This window comes from Enterococcus sp. DIV1368b (assembly GCF_050529595.1).
Classification (GTDB): domain Bacteria; phylum Bacillota; class Bacilli; order Lactobacillales; family Enterococcaceae; genus Enterococcus_B; species Enterococcus_B mundtii.
Map to the genome: position 1 here is coordinate 1,344,815 of NZ_CP172883.1, position 20,681 is coordinate 1,365,495.

Annotated in this window: 12 protein-coding genes; all 12 read left to right on the forward strand. The window is 38.2% G+C overall.

Translation table 11 applies throughout. The features are described 5' to 3' along the window. Positions 1 to 155 precede the first annotated feature (155 nt). The 12 genes from IGJ19_RS06395 to IGJ19_RS06450 all read left to right on the forward strand — a co-directional run bounded on the left by IGJ19_RS06395 (position 156) and on the right by IGJ19_RS06450 (position 20,651). Complete coding sequence (locus IGJ19_RS06395; protein WP_074801870.1) at positions 156 to 1,508, forward strand: lytic polysaccharide monooxygenase; 1,353 nt, start codon at positions 156 to 158, stop codon at positions 1,506 to 1,508. A 325-nt stretch (positions 1,509 to 1,833) separates the two neighbouring features. Continuing rightward, on the forward strand, positions 1,834 to 3,294 hold the full coding sequence (locus IGJ19_RS06400; protein ID WP_081367473.1) for an HTH domain-containing protein: 1,461 nt from the start codon (positions 1,834 to 1,836) through the stop codon (positions 3,292 to 3,294). Positions 3,295 to 3,329: 35 nt separating this feature from the next. Beyond that, positions 3,330 to 5,069 (forward strand): VirD4-like conjugal transfer protein, CD1115 family, encoded by a 1,740-nt coding sequence (locus tag IGJ19_RS06405; RefSeq protein ID WP_071867948.1) that lies wholly within the window; start codon positions 3,330 to 3,332, stop codon positions 5,067 to 5,069. Between the two features lie 2 nt (positions 5,070 to 5,071). Next, positions 5,072 to 5,308 (forward strand): hypothetical protein, encoded by a 237-nt coding sequence (locus IGJ19_RS06410; RefSeq protein WP_010735554.1) that lies wholly within the window; start codon positions 5,072 to 5,074, stop codon positions 5,306 to 5,308. Positions 5,309 to 5,337: 29 nt separating this feature from the next. Then, complete coding sequence (locus tag IGJ19_RS06415) at positions 5,338 to 6,162, forward strand: hypothetical protein (RefSeq protein ID WP_071867947.1); 825 nt, start codon at positions 5,338 to 5,340, stop codon at positions 6,160 to 6,162. A gap of 15 nt (positions 6,163 to 6,177) precedes the next feature. Then, complete coding sequence (locus IGJ19_RS06420) at positions 6,178 to 6,528, forward strand: PrgI family protein (RefSeq protein ID WP_071867946.1); 351 nt, start codon at positions 6,178 to 6,180, stop codon at positions 6,526 to 6,528. Further along, the gene (locus tag IGJ19_RS06425) at positions 6,470 to 8,779 is read left to right on the forward strand and encodes a VirB4-like conjugal transfer ATPase, CD1110 family (RefSeq protein WP_071867945.1); all 2,310 of its coding nucleotides are present in this window, start codon (positions 6,470 to 6,472) and stop codon (positions 8,777 to 8,779) included. Before IGJ19_RS06420 ends, IGJ19_RS06425 begins: the two co-directional genes overlap by 59 nt. Continuing rightward, positions 8,772 to 12,014, forward strand: coding sequence for a lysozyme family protein (locus IGJ19_RS06430; RefSeq protein ID WP_430604499.1), 3,243 nt, complete (start codon positions 8,772 to 8,774; stop codon positions 12,012 to 12,014). Before IGJ19_RS06425 ends, IGJ19_RS06430 begins: the two co-directional genes overlap by 8 nt. Positions 12,015 to 12,033: 19 nt before the next feature. Further along, complete coding sequence (locus IGJ19_RS06435) at positions 12,034 to 12,963, forward strand: hypothetical protein (protein ID WP_086334625.1); 930 nt, start codon at positions 12,034 to 12,036, stop codon at positions 12,961 to 12,963. 38 nt (positions 12,964 to 13,001) lie between these two features. After that, on the forward strand, positions 13,002 to 17,462 hold the full coding sequence (locus tag IGJ19_RS06440; RefSeq protein WP_430604500.1) for a hypothetical protein: 4,461 nt from the start codon (positions 13,002 to 13,004) through the stop codon (positions 17,460 to 17,462). Between the two features lie 20 nt (positions 17,463 to 17,482). Further along, positions 17,483 to 20,059, forward strand: coding sequence for a MucBP domain-containing protein (locus IGJ19_RS06445; protein ID WP_430604501.1), 2,577 nt, complete (start codon positions 17,483 to 17,485; stop codon positions 20,057 to 20,059). A 31-nt stretch (positions 20,060 to 20,090) separates the two neighbouring features. Next, positions 20,091 to 20,651 (forward strand): hypothetical protein, encoded by a 561-nt coding sequence (locus IGJ19_RS06450; RefSeq protein ID WP_071867232.1) that lies wholly within the window; start codon positions 20,091 to 20,093, stop codon positions 20,649 to 20,651. Positions 20,652 to 20,681: the final 30 nt, after the last annotated feature.

The window sequence follows — 20,681 nt, forward strand, 5'->3', positions numbered from 1 at the left end:
GTTTTTCACAAGATATAAATATTTATATATAAGTGTTTATTTGTATATAATACACTATATTGTGATTAATTGAACAATATAAGGTCGCTATTTTTAAATAAGTTATTATGTTATAAAAATAATGTAACAAAAAAATATTGGAAGGAAGGTATGATATGAAAAAAAGATTATTGGGTAGTGTGGTATTGGTTTTAAGTCTAGGAGGAATAATTTTTGGTGCTACAAAAGATGTTTCTGCACATGGGTATGTAAGGGAGCCAATTAGTCGAGGATACCAAGGGTCATTAGATGCTCGCACCAACTGGACTGCAGCATTTCAGAAGTATGGGGCAGTGATCAATGAGCCACAATCTTTAGAAGCATTGAAAGGCTTCCCAGCAGCAGGACCAGCGGATGGACGAATTGCTTCTGCAAATGGCGCATTAGGTTTTCAGTTAGATCAACAAACAGCAACTTTATGGACAAAGCAAGATATCAGTACTGGTCCTAATAATTTCACTTGGCATTTTACGGCAAATCACCGGACTGCGAAATATCATTACTACATCACGAAAAATGGTTGGGATCAAAACAAACCACTTGCGAGAGAAGATCTAGAACTATTATCGGAAATCGATGGTGGCGGACAATCTTCTGCGAATATTAGCGCAACGCACACAGTCAATATTCCAGAAGACCGAATGGGGTATCACGTTATTTTAGCAATTTGGGATATTAGTGATACTGCGAATGCCTTTTACAATGTGATTGATGCGAATATCAAGAGTAATGGAGCAATACCAGTCGTACCAAATAAACCAACAAATGTCAGAGCAGTGAATACGACAAAACAGTCAGTCTCACTTTCTTGGGATGCACAAGCTGCTGCTGAAAAATACAATGTGTATCGTGATGGTCAACTGATTACTACAACTTCTGCGAACAACTATCAAGATAATCAATTAACAGCAAATACCACGTACAAGTACGAAATCGAAGCAGTATCGTTTACCGGACAAGTATCTGAAAAAAGTGATGCGCTTCAGGTAACAACGTTAGCAGATAACGAAGTAGAAGTGCCAACAAGACCAGGTAACTTACATTCAATGGGAGAAACAGTGAACTCAATCTCATTGATGTGGAATCCTTCTAGCCACTCTGCAGGAATCAAAACATATGAAATCTATAGAGATGGCCAATTAGTTGGTCAAACTGCAAATACAACTTATCTAGATACTGGATTGAATGCTGGGACTCAGTATACGTATACAATCAGAGCAGTGAGTAATGATTCTATTCGATCAGAGGACAGCAACCGTTTAGTGATTTCAACAAAAACAAATGAAATTGCGCCACCAAGTGAACATCGTCAATTTGAATTAGGAAGTTTAACTAATCCTGTGTTGTACACAAAAGATGAAATCATCTTCCATGAGGGGAAACTGTATACAACATTAGTGACTCATTTTAATTATGGTGATCCATCTTGGGCGCCAGATAGTGCAGCTAGTTTATTTAGAATTAAATAACTTTTAAAAGTCTTTTAGCCTTTTGGATTATTTTAGGATTCTAATAGAATAACTTTTTTGTAGAAAGCTTAAAAACATCAGAGGGCCATTTATTGTAGATAAATAAAAACAGTGGTATATCGTTATTAATTACGCCTTAGAGAGGCTATACAATTTGTATAGCCTCTTTTTTCTTGTTATCTCTCAAATCTAAGATCTATAAAAAAACTTTAAAAAAACTTCGTCTTCTAAAGAAATTTTTTTCTCTAAGTCGGGAAATACAATACCTCGAAATAAAAAAACATATTGTTTATAGTGAAGTTGTTATGTGAAAGGGGGAAGGTAAGTGGAAGAGATTCTTGAACGATTAATATCGAATGATTACAAAAAACGTGTCGTATTTATCTTGAATACTTTAGAGAGAAGAAAAAATGTGACCGTTCAATATCTTGCAAAAAGTCTCAAAGTAACTAGAAGAACGATTACCAATGATTTAAAAACGATTCAAGATGAATTTTCCGACACAATTGAAATATTGACTTCCTATAAAGGGGTCAGCATGTTTGTATTGAACCATTTTAAGTTATTCGAGAAAAAAAAATCTTATTACATGAATGAAGACTTAGTAAAAGTGACAACAAGTATCCTTACAGGTGAACTGAAGCAGGTGATCGATTGGAGCTGGGAATTACACTACTGTGAGAAAACAGTGATCCAAAAAATGCGAAAGCTAAAGAAAATCTGCCATCAATATGGTTTGAATTTAAAACTTTCACCGGTTGAATTTATAGGGAAAGAAATCAGAATCAGAAAACTGTTTATTGATCTTTACATTAAATCAGCATATCTAGAAATCGAAGATTATTGCCCCTATAAAAATGAAATGGAAGAAATAACCAAAATCGTTTTGGCGTTATGTTCGGATGTTTCCCAATCAATCACAAAGAAAATACTTGCTTTAACTTTTATCCGGTTTGGAAAAGACAAATTATATATCCAGTCGCGATTGTTAGATTGGTTTAGAAACAATCCCTTAACGAATCAATTATTCGTTGAATTTATTCAATTAGATTGTTTCAAGACCTACTCTAAAGAAGTCATTTTTGAAGAATGTTGTTTTATAGCTTGTATGATCCATTTACATGAATGTTATTACACAGAGATTGAAAAACACAATAAAGGATTTGCAGAATACTTTGGTTTTTCTGAGACAGTCAAACATTTGGTTTTAGATCTCAAGAGTGTTCTGGGGAATCGGATCCAAGTTGATAATGAGCAACTGTATTCAATTGTCAATTGCTTTTTATTTCAAGAGAAAATCAAACAGGAACTTGAAATTGATTTTTCATATAACGATGAAGAATCGGCGATACTGATTGATTCAATCAACCGGCGACTATATAAAGAAATGAATACAGTCATCAAAAGAAATAAAGCGATCCAAAAGAATTTCCTGCAAAAAAGGTGTGCTTCATCATTTACTTCTGACTTATTACTTTTCTTATATACGAACAAGGCATGTGAAGTTTTAAGTACAGTTGTTGTTGCATTGAAACGAGGATTTTTAACGGATTTTGCTTTAAATGAAATTATTGAAAGATATCTACACACCAGAGCAAGCATCATGTACCAGGAACAATTGGAAACCATTGAAAATCCACTTGACGTAGATATATTAGTGACAAATATACTACCATTTCCGTATCAAGTTGGTGATAAAACCAAAATGTTTTATCTACCAGAAAAAGCAGATATTGACCGAACGATGGACATCGTTTCAGACTTGCTCGTTACGGATTTTAGATAATAACAAAGATCACTTATGTCGTTTAGGAGGGCAAGTTGAAAAACTCAAAGACTTGGTATTATAAATTACTTTTACTATTTTTATTTCTTGTATTCGCGTATACGGCAAATCGGACCATCCTGATTTACGAGAATTTCCGACAACAGACAGAAGATATCGCACAAGTCTTGGTTCGCACAATCGATCAATTTGGACTAGAAGTCAGTCGCTTTGAGTTTGACTTTAGTTATAGTTTAGCAAGTATCATTGGTACATTGACAATCGTGGGGGGGCTTGCTCTTGGTATCTTGTATCACTCAGGTATGCCGAAACATACAGAGTTTGAATATGGAAGTGCCAGATGGGGCAACAAAAAAGACATCAAGCCGATGATGGATAAAAAAAAAGACAACAATATCATTCTCACAAAAAGTGAATCGCTGTCTATGTCTGGTCGTATGAAGATCACTAAATCTAATAACTTTAATCGGAATAAGAATGTGATCGTAGTAGGAGGAGCCGGGTCAGGTAAAACAAGATTCTATGTGAAACCTAATTTGATGCAACTGCATTCCTCTTATGTCGTCAGTGATTCTAAAGGACTCTTGTTAAGTGAAACAGCAACGATGTTTAAAGAAGCAGGTTATGAAATCAAGGTTTTTGACTTGATCACGCGGGAAAATACAGATTATTATAATCCTTTTACTTACATCCGGACCGAAGACGATATTTTAAAAGTCGTCAACAACTTGATCAAGAATACTTCAGATCCTGAAAAAAAGGGTGGCGATGATTTTTGGGAAAAAGCTGAAACGGCCTTATTGATGGCCACATTCAGTTATCTTTTGCAAGAAGTTGATGAGGAAGATCAAACATTGACGAATGTCGTTGAAATGGTCCGCTTAGCAAACTGTCCAGAGGATGTGCCAGATTATGTTTCCCCACTGGATGTGATTTTCAATGAACTTGAAGAAAAAGATCCTGCAAACTTTGCAGTCGCGCAATATAAAATTTTCAAATTAGCAGGGGATCGCACCGCAAAAAGTATTTTAGTCAGCTTGGGAGTACGATTATCGCCTTTTGATATTCCGAATATCAAAAAAATCGTGAGTAAAGATACTTTAGCATTAGACACTGTTGGGGACAAGAAAACGATCATCTATATTTTGTTATCAGATACAGATACAAGTTTCAATTTCTTAGCAAGTATGTTGTACCAACAATTATTCGATAGTTTAGTGTACAAAGCAGACAATGTCTACAAAGGTCGTCTACCACATCATGTGCGATGTGTCTTAGATGAATTTGCCAATATTGGACAGATTCCAGACTTTGAAAAAGTGATTTCAGTGATTCGAAGTCGCGAGATATCGGTCAATGTGATCTTACAAAACATCAGTCAGCTTAAAAATTTATATAAAGATACTTGGGAAACAATCATCGGGACCAGTGACGTTTTTCTGTATTTAGGTGGAATGGAGTTAAGTACGCATGAGTATATCTCCAAATTACTAGGGAAGAAAACGATCCAGCACAAGAACATCAGTATCACCAAAGGTAGTAATGGGAACTACAGTGAGAACTATCAAAAAATGGGTCGAAATTTATTGGATGTAGATGAAGTGGCGAACCTAAGTGGAACAAAAGCGATTTTGAAGATTCGTGGAATAGTTCCGTTTATATCAGAAAAATATGATATTACCAAACATAAAAATTATAAAAAACTCGGAGATGTGACTCCAGAGAATTGGTACGAACGAAATCAATCACCGAAAAACGAAGAGGAGAATGGATAGAAATGAACAATAATCAACAATTATTACAGGATGTATTTAATTTGATTTCAAGATTTACGATGGTTGGCGGAGGATTATGGATCATTTGGGGAACCGTGATCTTAGCTGGTGCGTTAAAAGATAAAAATGGCCCGCAACTACAACAAGGGATCTGGCAAGTCGTCGGCGGTGCATTGATTTTAGTTGCCGCAGTTTGGTTCGTGACCGCATTTGATGTCGGCTCACTTTTAAGTAGGTAGAAAATTTTTTATAGAAAGAAGGTTAATCAGTGCGCTCAGCGATAATGATGCTATTTGATCGAATGATGGAATATTTGAATGGGGACAATATTGCAGAAACCTTAAGCCGTGGTTTGCAAGATTATATGGCAGATGCCTATCGAGTAGCAGGAATCATCCAACAAACGATCATAGCTCCAGTTGCATTTTCAATACTAGCGATATTCATCTTATTTGAATTTCAAAAAATTTCTTTAAAAGTAGAGAATGCAGGTGGTGCTCCAACTTTGGGATTTGAAATGATCATGAAAGCATTTGTAAAATTTATTATTTGTTATATTGTCATCTTAAGAATCCAAGTGATTCTCGATGCCATTGTCGCATTAGGGGCAATGTTAGCAGGGCAAATAATGGCCCTAAATAGAGATGATTTTTTAAGTTCTTATCGCAATGTAGTCAATTCAGCAGTAAGCAATCTTTCGTGGTGGGAAGTAATGGTCGTATTAATGATTTTTGTTGTTCTATTTTTAGTTTCTTTAGTGGTAGGAGTTTTTATCAATGTCATCGTCTATATAAGATTTTTTGAATTATATATATTCAGTGCGATTGCTCCTATTTCGATGGCGGCATTACCCCATCAAGAGTTTTCATCGATGGCAAAAGGATTTTTCAAGAATTTTGCAGCTTCCTCCTTACATGCTGTAATGATCGCATTAGTATTGACCATTTATCCTTTGATTTTTGTGAATTTCTTAAATAGTCATAGGAGTGGCATGTGGTCGCTGATTTTTGGTTTGACGATTTACATGATTGCTTTGATGTTTGCAATAAATAAGACAAAAGGATGGGCGAAAATGATTGTATCCGCCTCATAGAAAGGAATAAAAGCAATGGCAATTGAAGTCAAAGTCCATAAAGATGTACGTGAATATAAAGAACGGATCGTAGCAGGTATGAGCGTACGACAATTAGGCTTTCTGTCTGTGGCGGTGTTGACTAACATCGTGATCAGTTTTGTGTTTGTGCGCTTTTTTGGTTACTCCATGGACGTGATCAGTTGGCTGATGATTCTCGTTTCAATGCCAATCGTCGCTTTTGGGTGGCTAAAAAAAGAGGGACTGCCTTTTGAACGCTATTTGAAATACTATTTTATTTACCATTTTGATCAAGGAGTAGTTGTTTATGAAGAATCTGATACGTCCCAATTTCATGAAGGTGAACTTCAGGCAAAACAAGAATAAAAAAAATATGCAAGAAGAAAAAAAATCTTTTTTACTTTATGAAGAAATCTATGATAACGGTATTTGTTTAATTACTGAGAATGAATACTCAATAACGATCCATATTGACGATATCAGTTATCAACTTTGTTCCGAAGAACAACGTATGCAGATATTCATTAAATATTGTGAGTTCCTAAATTCTTTGGAAGCTTCCATTGATTACAAAGTCACGTTAGTAAAAAAGAAAAAAACAGTCGAAGAATTGACTCATGTGCTGTTTAAAGAAAAAAATGAACAATATGATGATAAGTACCGCCAAGAAATGAATGACTATCTAACAGCGAAAATCAACGAAAAGAAGAATGCGTTTGAAAAGAAAATTTTTATTACGTTTACTCAAAAACATGAGAATCAGGAATTTGCGGAAAGAGAGTTATTCTTGATTGCCGATCAATTGGATCTATTCGCTCGAAAAATTGGTTCGACCATCCATATTTTAAAAGGGGAAGAACGTAAAGAATTGATCGGTCAAATCATAAATAATGAGAATCATACATTACTACCGAAACAAGTCGATCTCAAATTAGATAAGCGCCTGATCAAGATCGATGACAAACTAAATCAGACCCTCTATTTGAATGGTTACCCTGCCGAACTATCTGATGAATGCTTAACAGGTCTTATGGAGATCGATGAAGAAATCACTCTTACGGTTAGTTGCAGGCCGATACCGATGGCAAGCAGTTTCGACTTAGTAAAGACTAAAATGGCTTACATGGATCAGCAAAAAGTGGATGAACAGCGAAAAGCCTTAAATAGTGGGTACGATTATGACATGCTACCCTATGACCTGACTTATTCCCTGGATGAAGCAAAAGAGCTTTTAGATTCATTACAAAGTAAAAGCCAGAAACTATTTGAAGTAACTGTGTTGATCAATTTCTCCGCAGAGAATCAGGATAACTTAAATAAAATCGCGAGTAAAATCAAGTCGGTAGGGCGAAGATTTGGTTGCACGATCATTGAACTAGCGTATTTACAAAAATTTGCTTTAAATACAATATTACCAATAGGAAAGAATCATGTTCCTTTAAATCGCTTATTGGCAACTTCTGCGGTTTCGGCGTTGATGCCATTTTCGATTTCTGAAATGCTTCATGAGAATGGCAATTATTATGGGATCAATTCTGTGACAAAAAATCTGACGATTCTTGATCGGAAAAAACTAATGGCGCCCAATGGGTTTGTCTTGGGCACACCAGGATCAGGTAAGAGTTTCTCTGTCAAACGGGAAATCGTCAATGTTTTACTGAGAAACGCCAAAGACGAAGTGATCGTCATTGATCCTGAATCAGAATATCAGCATATTTGCTCGCAATTTGATGGTCAAATGGTTCGATTGGCTGGTAATTCAAACACCTGCATCAATCCGATGGATATCAATAGTAACTATGGCGATGATGCAGACCCGATCGCTTTAAAAACACAGTTTTTGATTTCACTTTGTGAGTTGATCACGGGGGGGATTTTAGGGCTATCTTCCCAACAAAAGACGATCATCGACCGAGTATGCCGAAAAATTTACCAAGAACAGACACAGTTGCCGACATTAAAAGATTTTTATACGGCGCTAAATGCACAGCCAGAAGAAGAGGCAAAGCAATTGGCGATTGAATTGGAGCTTTATACAGAAGGTAGTCTAGCGCTATTTTCCAAACAAACGAACGTGGATTTAAATAAACGTTTGGTCATTTTCGACATCAAAGATTTAGGGAAACAACTCAAACCATTCGGAATGTTGGTCGTTTTAGATCAAATTTGGAATCGAATCACATTAAATCGAGAATCAGGAATCCGTACATGGTTATATATAGATGAATTACAGTTGCTCTTTACAAATGAATATTCAGAAAATTATTTCTTTGAATTGTGGAGTAGAGCAAGAAAATGGGGGGCTATACCGACAGGGATCACCCAAAATGTCGAGACGCTATTATTGTCGGATCTAGCCAGAAGAATGCTTTCTAATAGCGATTTCGTTGTCATGTTCAATCAAGCAAAATCTGATCGCTCAGAGTTGACTCGTTTATTCGATATATCGGAAGAGCAGGAAAAGTATGTTTTAAATGGGAGTGAAGGTACTGGTTTGATGGTGTTTGGGGACACGATCATTCCATTTGAAGACCGACTGCCTAAAGAGACGAAACTCTATCAAATCATGACAACTAAACCTGGTGAAGAGGTAAAAACAAAGCAAGATTATGAATGAAACATACGAGGGGAATAAACAAGAAAACAACAAGCAGCAAGATCTGTTATCGATCAAATTGAAACGTGTCAGTACGAAAGAGCAAAAAAAGAAAGCACTGAAAAAACGACTCCGATTCAAAAAACGTCAACAAAAATTAGCGAGAAAAAAAAGAGATAGCTTACAGCTGAAAAATAGAAATATCGTTGATTTCAAACAACATATGGTGAATAGCCAGTCAAGAAAAGAGCCATTAAGTAAAGGCGCAACAAGCAAAAAACCATATGCTAGTCATTTTAAAAAGCGTCATCTTATAACAAATAAAAAAAAGTTAAACAAGATCAATAGTAACAAACAACATAGTACCACAAGAGAAAAGGCCTATTTCATAAAGAATAAACATCGCTCTCCTAAAGAAATCAATCATGCGCTTTTAGGAATAAAAAAAAGACAAACTTCACCCAATCATAGTGGGACGAATCAGCGAAGTCAGCTCTCTACTGAAAAAATCAATAAACAAAAATTAGGATCAAAAAAATTCTATCATAAGAAACAAGAAAAACTAGGTAAAAATGTTCTCAATCTATCTGGCATAAAGAATACACTTACTACGAATAAGCAGACCAGAGCAAAGAAGCTTGAAGAGAAACTATTCGGCATCAAAGACAAACTTGAACGTAAACATCAAGTGTTAAGTAACTCCAACAAAGTTAAACGATTAAAAAAGCAAACAAAAATGCCATCGAAAAAAAAATTCAAACCCAAACTGAAAAAAAATCTGGCACAAACGGCCATAGACACAGTTGGCAGGAACAAAGATGGCGAATTGAATATTCTTGGAGTTCTTTTAGTCTTATTTATTATTCTCAAACTGATCCTCATGTTGTTGTCCGTCAAAGTAATGATGATCTTGGCGGTCGTCATCGTCGTTATCGTCGTGATTATCGCCATCTTTAATTTTATCGCTAGTATATTTACTATAAAAACGGAAGATATGGCATTAGCAGAGGCGTATGAGCATGTCACACTTTTGGATGCCAGAAAGAACAAAGAAGTGCAACAAGTTTTTGAAGATTTTTCAGAAAATTCTGAAATTGAAGAAGTTTATTTTGTTGTAAATGGTGTTGCAAGACCAGATAACAATTTTATCTATAGCTCTGATGCAGATACGTATCTCTATTACCTGAATGCAAAATATGAAGATTATAACATCAGTAAACGTATCTCAGCGAGTAGCAATATCTTTGGTGCAACAAGAGTTCGTGGAGAAGTAGAAGGAATCCATGGGTATACCTTTAGTTACACAACGAAAATCGAAACAAGAGAAGTACCAATTATTTATCCTGATGAGACTGATCCAGAAGAGGATGGATCGGAAGACTCTGAAGACGATGATGAATCAGAAGAAGCTGATGGTTCGGAAGACGACGAGGACTCAGAAGAAGAAGCGGATGATTCAGAAGAAGATGAGGACTCGGAAGAAGAAGCAGATGATTCAGAAGATGATGAGGATCCAGAAGAAGATGAGGACTCAGAAGAAGAAGCGGATGATTCAGAAGAAGATGAGGACTCAGAAGAAGCGGATGATTCGGAAGAAGATGAGGACTCAGAAGAAGAAGCGGATGATTCAGAAGAAGATGAGGACTCAGAAGCAGAACCGAATGATTCCGAAGAAAATCAAACGAATGACACTCTAAATGGGGACCAACCCGCTACCCCTCGTAATGAAGAAGATCGTCCAACGCATCGTACGATAAAAGTGGCGTTGATCAATATTGAGATCAAAACAATCAGTCAGTTTATTGATGAAAATTCAGATACGCTGACAGAGGAAGAACTAGATAAGTTTGGACCGATCCAAGAATTGGACCGATTTGAGAATAAAGTATTTTTGCAAAGTCCTTTTGGCATGAACCAAGACGCCATCGTTGTTCAAAAATATGGCTATCGAGGATCAAATGACAGAAATAGACATGATCATATCGAGCTGTTGGCTGAGCCTGGCACGCCTGTCTATGGCATCGATAATTCTGGATCAGGAAGAGTACATGCTGCTGGCAACGATTATGTCACTATCAATACTTCTTTGAGCAAAAGAGTTGTGTTGTCTCCATTAAAAAATGTCCGAGTGAGAAATGGTGAGTGGATAGATGCCGATACAATCGTAGGAGAAACCACAGGGAATTTAAAGGTTGAAGTCATTGAACGTCGAACATTCTGGCCAAACAGACATATTTATCCATCTGCTTATATTTTTGATCTGGAATTTCAATATCCTTCTGAGATAGAAGGATTTACACATCATTCTTCAAGAACGATCTCAGGAAGTCTTAAAAATCCTGGACAAATGATTTTACAATGGGAACATCTTGTTCGAGAAGCTTGTGAAAAGTATGGGATTCCAGAGTATGTCAACATGATTTTGGCAATCATCCAAGTAGAATCCGGTGGTGATGCAGAAAGATTCCCTGATATTATGCAGGCTAGTGAGTCACAAGGTTTGTCTCCTAATACGATTGATGATCCAGAACTATCAATTGATCGAGGCACCCACTATTTTGCCCAATTATTAAGCAAAGCGAGAGACTTACATCTTGATGATCGTGCGGCTCTTCAAGCCTATAACTACGGAGAAGACTTTTTAAACTGGTTAGCAACTACCAATAACCAATATAGCTTCTTTCAGGCAGAGTTATATGCAAGGGAAAAAAGCAACAGACAGACTGTTACTTATACCCATCCAGTAGCGTTAGCATATGGATTTTCATGGCGATATGCTTACGGAAATATGTTCTATGTTCCTATAGTAACTAACTATCTATGGCTCGAAAACTCAGATTTCCTTGAGGCTGCAATCAATGAGATTGGCACGATCCAAGGAGAGAAGTACTGGCGATGGTATGGATTTGAAGGAAGAGTAGAGTGGTGTGCGATCTTTGTGAGTTGGGTAGCAGATCAAGTAGGGTATCTCAACCAAGAAAAAATAATCAAGTCTGCTAACTGTTTACAAATGATCAACTGGTTAACTGAAAAAGGGAACTATAAGAAAGCTTCAGAGAACTATCATCCACAACCAGGTGATTTGATTTTCTTTGATTGGAATGGAGGTGGTACTGGAAAAGATCACGTTGGGATCGTAGAGTTTACAGATGGTAATATCATCCAGACCGTCGAAGGTAATACTGCTGATAAAGTAGCTAGAAGGACCTATTTTATCAATGATCCAAGCATTTCAGGTTACGGTATTCTTCAATAAAGAGAGAAAGAGATAAACAATGAAACAAATAAAAAATATAGTTGAGTCAAAAGAAGGAAAAAGAATCGTGTTTATAGCTATCGGCATTTTCATCACCATGTTCAGTTTTATTTTTTACTCGCTATTTTTTCATAGCGGTAAGAATGAAAACTCGGAAGGTACCGCTAGTAGTAAGCCTTTGTCTGCAAGCGAGCAAAGAAAAGAGGACCTAAATTTAGTAGAAAGAAATGAAGCCTTAGTTTATAGAGGTATTTGGTATTCTGATCGAGCGGATGGCATGGTTTTGGAATTAAAAAATGACGGAACTTATCAAAGTACCAGTTGGCTCACAACGGGTCAGTATCGCTTAGTAGATACAAAGCTTGTTCTGACGGACAAAGAGAAAGAGGAAGTTTCTTTTGAGCTGATGACAAGGTTAGGCGAAACGATTTTCTTTTATGAAGACAATGAAGGGAACACGACCTATTTCTATCCTAGTGTTGCATTGATGGAAAGGGCCAAAGAAATTATTGATTCCAGTGGGGAAGAAATCGATGAGATAATCAGTCAAAAATGGAATGACGTGTTACTTCAAGGTAGTTGGACGGGAACGACGATGAATAGTCAAGTGTTGATTGATTTTACAGAAGACACATTTGTCCAAAGAAAAGTGGAAGACGGAAACGAAATAAGTCGAATTTTTTACTATCGCGTCATTTCTGAAGATATTTCTGAGACGCTATGTGTACTTGAACTATCAGTCACAGATGAAAATTCAGCAGTGATGACATTTGAGGTCACCTTAGAAGAGACACAATTTGGTTATCGCATGCATTCCCTCCCAGGGATGTTTTTATGGGTAAATGATTACGAAAAACCACATCAAGCTGTGCGATTAACTCAAACAGGTATTTTTAGAGAAGAAAATTCATCTTTAGAACAATTACTTGAACATCGCTTGAATGGTTAATCGACTCTAAAAAATTCTTCATTGAATGGAGGAGACCGATGTTTTATAAAAAATTTGAAAACTATCTTAAAGAATATATAAACAAAGATATTTCAGTAAAATCAGTAAAACCTTATGAAGAAAAAGTATTCAATGAGTTTCAAGCAAAAGCAATATTAGATAGCAACCCTGAAACTTTGAGAGAAGAATTCCACTTCGTTCTAGACTTGATTTCTTCAAGAAAAGAAGTGAAGGAAGAAAAGACCAATGATTTAAAACAATCATTTGAAAGAATGCTCCAAGACATTGATCCATCAGAATACAATGCCTTGAGATTCTCGATTTATAAATCGCGGATGATCGTCTTAAAACAAGATATACGTGAGCAAGAAACAAGGACAAAAGATGCGGCACCCACTTTTACGTCAAACACACAGTTACAAGCATCTGACGAATTAGTAAGTCCTAAATTAGTGGCTGAACAAGAAAGAAGATTTGCAGAACAAGCCTCACTCAATAAGAGAGACAACGTAAAGCAAGAAGTTTTATCTAATGAGCAGATTAAAGAGAATGTCTCGATGCACGTAAATTCTGTCCACACGACGAATCAATATACAAAAGAAGAACACCATGAAAGGCTTAAAGTGAGTGATTTAAAAGAACAATTTGAAAAAGAACGTTCTTTTAATAAAGAACCGCATTCAGCTGGAGTACCATCAGGAACAGTCAACAGATTGCGACAATACTATGAAGGTCTGAATCATTCATCAAATGATCATTCACCAGTAGAAAGTCGAAAGTCATCTAGATGGAGAACCCCGCAAACGAACGATTCGCTGAACGTTCAAAATAGGCAAAATCAACCGACAGATCGACGGAGCCAAAGAGATGAAGGAACATCGTCCTATCAAAAGGCTCCTCCATTAAAAGGTACTAGCGAATTTGTGCGTAGAGGAAATGAAAGCACAGTCTATACGAATGAATCATCACCCACAAATAAAGCAGAGCCGGATCAAACCGGCATGACGAACGAAGAATTTCAAAGACGGCGAGATCGATTTGGCAATCTGCCTGGACCAAGTAACGAACCACCAGTCATCGAAAGAACAACTCAAAGAGAACCTGCTAACTACCAGACAGCTACTTATCAAAATCCACCTAGGCAGCAACGAAGTAGTGAGCTAGTGCAAGAAAGTCAAGCTAGTAGGATAGATAACAATGAGTCATTAAGGACAAACAATGCAGAATTGAGTCAAACTGGTAGGGCCGACGAAGAAAATCAAAGCTATCGAGACCGATTTGGCAATCTGCCTGGACCAAGTAACGAACCACCAGTCATCGAAAGAACAACTCAAAGAGAACCGGATAACTACCAGACAGCTGCTTATCAAAATCCACCTAGGCAGCAACGAAGTAGTGAGCTAGTGCAAGAAGCTCAAGCTAGTAGGGTAGATAACAATGACTCGTTAAGGACAAACAATGCAGAATGGAATCAAACTGGTAGGGCGAACGAAGAATTTCAAAGATATCGAGACCGATTTGGTAATCTGCCTGGACCAAGTAACGAACCACCAGTCATCGAGAGAACAACCCAAAGCGAACCGGATAATTATCAGACAGCTACTTATCAAAATCCACCTAGGCAGCAACGAAGTAGTGAGCTAGTGCAAGAAAGTCAAGCTAGTAGGATAGATAACAATGACTCATTAAGGACAAACAATGCAGAATTGAGTCAAACTGGTAGGGCTGACGAAGAATTTCAAAATCTTCGTGCTCGATTTGAAAACCTGACTGGTACAAGCAGTGAACCATCACTTTCAAAGAAAAAGAGTCGTGGAGAGAGTGAACATCAAGGAACTTCTTATCATAGAGCTATCACCAGGCATGACAGTAGTGAAAGCGTACGTAAAGTAAACGAAAGCGCAGTTGATACGAATGATTCATCATCTGCAAATAAAATAAAATCGAATCAAACCGGCTTGACGAATGAAGAATTCCAAAACCGTCGCGCTCGATTTGAAAATCCTAGTGTAAAAAGTGATAACCGCCTTGCAACAGAAGCAACGGGTCAAGTGAGGGCAGCGAGAGACCAGTTTGAAAAAGCGAGCAATCTTCCTGACGACCGACCAGCTCCAGAATCCACGGGACGAGTGAGAGCAACGAGGGACCAGTTTGAAAAAGCAAATGCCCATCCAAATGAGCGACCAGTTCCAGAATCCACGGGACGAGTGAGAGCAACGAGGGACCAGTTTGAAAAAGCGAATGCCCATCCAAATGAGCGACCAGTTCCCGAATCAACGGGTCGAGTGAGAGCAGCGAGAGATCAGTTTGAAAAAGCGAGTGACCTTCCTGACGACCGACCAGCTCCAGAATCCACGGGACGAGTGAGAGCAGCGAGGGACCAGTTTGAAAAAGCGAATGCCCATCCAAATGAGCGACCAGTTCCCGAATCAACGGGTCGAGTGAGGGCAGCGAGAGACCAGTTTGAAAAAGCGAGTAATCTTCCTAATGACCGACCAGCTCCAGAATCCACGGGACGAGTGAGAGCAGCGAGGGACCAGTTTGAAAAAGCGAGTAATCTTCCCAATGACCGACCAGTTTCCGAATCAACGGGTCGAGTTGAAGAGATGCGAAGACAGTACGAGTCCAGAAATGGGAGAGAAACTGAAGCTAGTGTCTCTAACGAAACATTCCAACAACAAAATGGCTTGGCTAATGAAAGATTTCGTCAACGCCGAGACCAATTTGAAAATCCTGTTGTAACAAGTAGTGATGGATCAAAATCAGAAGAAACTGCTATAGCCGATCAGCTAGATCGTAGAAAAGAAACAAGCAACCAACCTACTGCTAACTCTGCTGATCAAACAGGTATCGCTGCTGGTAATACGAAAAAAATCCGTGAATTGTTAGCTGATAAACTCAAATTTAATCCAGTAGAGAAAGTACCACCTGAAACAAATACCCAAACAGCTACTCAAATAGATAGTTCCCATCCACCAGTAGAGGAATCTGTCTCTGACACTCAAAACAGCCAAATGAGAAATCAGATGCGTGAAGGTGGTGAACTGAGATCAACGAAACTGGATGGAACGAGTACAGCAACTGGAGGAATGGATAAAAAGCAGTCGCAAAGCACAGTTGATTCTTTAGATAAACTTGGAATAGACGTGAGTAGTGATACTTTTGGTTTAAATGAGAATGCTTCAGATAAAACGGATAAATCTACTGAGACCGATTCTATGAACGACGATGTAGAATTGCCAGGATCAGTACCGCTTACAGAAAAAAAGAAAATCCATACAAAAAAAAGCCGAGCGATTCAAATCGGAAGACTTTTGTTGAACTTACTACCATTAGCATCTTGGCCGTTGTTCAGTATGTGGGTAACTGGCATTTTAGGTATCGTTCCAGCCTACCTTGCTATGTATGGACTACCACTAACTCTGTTTATTTACGGGACTATTTTGGCTGCCGTTTATGGGCCAAAACTCATCAACTATATTCGTAAACTTCATTCTAGAATACAAAACTATCGCCAGGCAGAACGAAGTCGACAGAGAAACTTAGAGGATCGAGTGATTGATCCAAAAGAAAAATCGATTCAAAGAGAAACTGCTGCTCATGAGAAAGAAACAGCAAAAACAAAACAACAGAATCACTCATCAGAAAAAGACAGTCCTGAAAATGCAGAAAAAGACAAATCTGTAAAGGGTTATCTTAAAAGAAATTGGAAATCTCTCGCCATCATCTTTGGTGTTGGGATGGTTGTAGCAGGAATTGGTATCGCACTGACACCAGTAGTTGCACCATATATATTTGCGATAGCCACTTCAACTCCTTTATTTATGTACAAAGTAACTTCAGTTATTGCAATGGCACTTGCGGTTTCCTTTGGTGTGACCGCCTTGAGTAAAGGACTGCATGCACTACAAAGAAAGTTTTATAAAAAAGAAGATCAAACATTAGAAACGACAACACAAAAAGAAACAATCGAAAAAAATTCTTTAGAGGTAGATAAGAATTTTGATAAAGCCTATGAAAAAGTGGATAAGGATGATCGTGCATCTGCCCATGATAATTCGTCAATAAAAAGTGCTGGATCAAAAGAAGATGGCATAAAACTCGCTAGTAATGAAACGAAGTCAATGGAAAAAAGTCCATATGCATGGGTCTATGGTCAAGAGACAGAAAACAAAACCCCAAATGAATCGAATCGTTCAAGTCGGTCGAATTCGTTTAATACCCATGAAACACTTCATGTGAAAGCGGATATTCATGAGCCACCGTCACAGTCATCACGTGAAAACCGTGCGACGAATCAATTAGGTGAAGCCGCAAGACATCGGTTGGATAATACAAAATCTGAAAGAAATCCACAGATTACTGAACAGAATAAGGGAATCAATCGTCAGCCGGCCGTCAAAGAGGCATTTGATTCAATCAAACAAAAAGCAATTTCGAAGAGTAATAATGTCAGTGGCAAGCCCCTACTGAAAGGTCAAATATCTTTTGAAAAATAAAGAATACGGAGAGAGATTCAATGAATAAAATCAAACTAATGAGCATATTTAGCGTCATCTTGTTGCTCTTGCATTTTCCAGTGAGTGTTTATGCTACTTTTAATGATTATATGCTCAATGAGATCCATCAAGGAAAGAGCTTACGTGCATGGTTGTATGACGAAGGAGAAAACGCAATCTCTCAACAAATCAATGCTACACCACAAGTAGATGGTTCTTTGGGGGTTGATGTGGGGGATAGTGTGAGTTTTTCGGTTAATATTCCTACCTACGCCCTGGTGGCAGACCGAGGTGGTTGGATTCCAGCACTGACGGGAGGTAAGAGTGGAAATACGCCTGTCCCCAATTACTTTTATACTCAGATGCGTTATGGAAAGTCACCAAATCTGCCAGGTAATTTTAGCATAGGTGAGGTGACCGCGACAAATCTTCCTTCGGGAGTGACCATTAGCAGGGTAGTTGGCCCGACTACGGGAAATCTTACAAGAGTTGATGTGACAGTTACTAGGTCACAGGTGAGTGCGGAAAATGGCCATACTAACTCAATCAATCTTAACTTGAGTTCGCTTTATTTAGATACATGGGCAATTGATCCAACAACTGCTGATTTTTTTGGAAACAACCCGATTAATGTAGGGGGTATTACACTTACTAATCTTAATTTGGGCACATTGTCACTGCGAACAAAAAATTCAATCAGAGTGAGATATATCGATGAGGCAGGGAATGAACTCCGAGATCCACTGGTAGAACAAATGGAGGTTGGTCAAAACTATGCGTATACACCTCCAGCCATTCCGGGATATACCTACAACAGATTATCATCTGGAAGCGCAAGTGCTTCTGGTCAGATGGCAGCTGGTCCGGAAAGACTTGTTGAATTTGTCTATACAAAGAATCCAACGGTGGGCGGAGCGATCACGGTGAACCACGAATTTATCGGTGCTTCAAGTATGAATAGCAGTGAACGATTCACAAACGTGGGGAATGTGGGCGATCGATTTGAATTGACACCTAGAACAGAAGCTGGCTGGCAAGTAAAAGGTGAATTGCCAGAAGTGATAGTGACAGAACAAGCACAAACGGTGACGATTCAATACGAGCGAAAACCTGGAGGTGCCATCACCGTCAATCATGAATTCATTGGCGATTCTTCTATGAATACGAACGAAGTGATTACAGATGTCGGGAATGTCGGTGATCGTTTTGAAATGACGCCACGAACAGAAGCGGGTTGGCAAGTAAAAGGTGAGTTGCCAGAAGTGATAGTGACAGAACAAGCACAAACGGTGACGATCCAATACGAGCGAAAACCTGGAGGTGCCATCACCGTCAATCATGAATTCATTGGCGATTCTTCTATGAATACGAACGAAGTGATTACAGATGTCGGGAATGTCGGTGATCGTTTTGAATTGATGCCACGAAAAGAAGCGGGTTGGCAAGTAAAAGGTGAGTTGCCAGAAGTGATAGTGACAGAACAAGCACAAACGGTGACGATCCAATACGAGCGAAAACCTGGAGGTGACATCACCGTCAATCATGAATTCATTGGCGATTCTTCTATGAATACGAACGAAGTGATTACAGATGTCGGGAATGTTGGTGATCGTTTTGAATTGACGCCACGAAAAGAAGCGGGTTGGCAAGTAAAAGGTGAGTTGCCAGAAGTGATAGTGACAGAACAAGCACAAACGGTGACGATCCAATACGAGCGAAAACCTGGAGGTGCCATCACCGTCAATCATGAATTCATTGGCGATTCTTCTATGAATACGAACGAAGTGATTACAGATGTCGGGAATGTCGGTGATCGTTTTGAATTGACGCCACGAACAGAAGCGGGTTGGCAAGTAAAGGGTGAGTTGCCAGAAGTGATAGTGACAGAACAAGCACAAACGGTGACGATTCAATACGAGCGAAAACCTGGAGGTGCCATCACCGTCAATCATGAATTCATTGGCGATTCTTCTATGAATACGAACGAAGTGATTACAGATGTCGGGAATGTCGGTGATCGTTTTGAATTGATGCCACGAACAGAAGCGGGTTGGCAAGTAAAAGGTGAGTTGCCAGAAGTGATAGTGACAGAACAAGCACAAACGTTAACGATCCAATACGAGCGTAAAGTTGGCGGTCAAGTAGTCGTCAACCACATTTTTGAGGAAGCACCTGAAAAAAATCGAATGGACATTCTACTTGGACGTTGGGGAGAAGCTTTTAAGGCGGAGCCAATGCAAATAGCTGGTTGGGAAGTAAAAGAAACCATCGGCCAACCTACAGGTGTATTTACAGATGAGGAGCAAGAGATAAATTTCATCTATGTTAGGAATGAGGAGCAGCCGATACCAGAGGAAGACAAACCTAATGATAATAAGGATAAGCACCCTGAGACCAAACCGGTGGACCAAACAACTGACAAAAAAACTTCAACTAAAAAGAATGATGGGGTCGCAATCAGAAGAAAAGAAGAGAAGCGTTCGCTACCAAGATTGAATAGTCAAGCAGGTATTTCCTTAACTGTAGTAGGGACGTCAATGGTTGCATTTGTCTTTTGGAAACAACTAAAAAAGCGAACTAAATGTAAAAATAAATGATACCAAACGTTTGATTTAAAGGAGGAGTTCGATGATCACCAATGAACAGCCAGATCCAGAGGTAAAAATGCTACAAAAAACATCGTTGAAAACACCTAAATTTGGTTTTATGGGACTGAAATATTTAGGAAGATTTGTCGTCAAAGTGACGAAGATGATCAAAAATAGAATCACAAAAAAGAAAGAAAAAGAGCAATCACCTTTAGAAGCATCTGCTAATACGACGAAGGCAACTAAAAAACAACCTGTCAAGTTGGAAGCTGCGAAAGAAAAAGCGCCTGTTGTAAAAAATATCGCAACAAAAACCAATCGGAACCTTTTTCAGTTTTTATACAAATTAGGAGCGAACTTCATGAAGTTTGATCTATTAAAGAGTATAAAGACCCTCGGTATTGGTGCTACCTCTTCACAACGAAGAATTAAATCAGCCGAAGTCAAAACAGTGAAAGCGGCAAAACAACAATCTGTTGCTAAAATCAAAAAATTGAGCTTTTCCACAGTAAAAAAAGAGGCAATCAGTAAAAGTAATAAAATCAATCAATTATCAAAAAATAATCAGTTAACTAGAAGACCGTCATTGCAAAGATCATAAAGAATTCTCATGATCAATTGGAGGCATCCT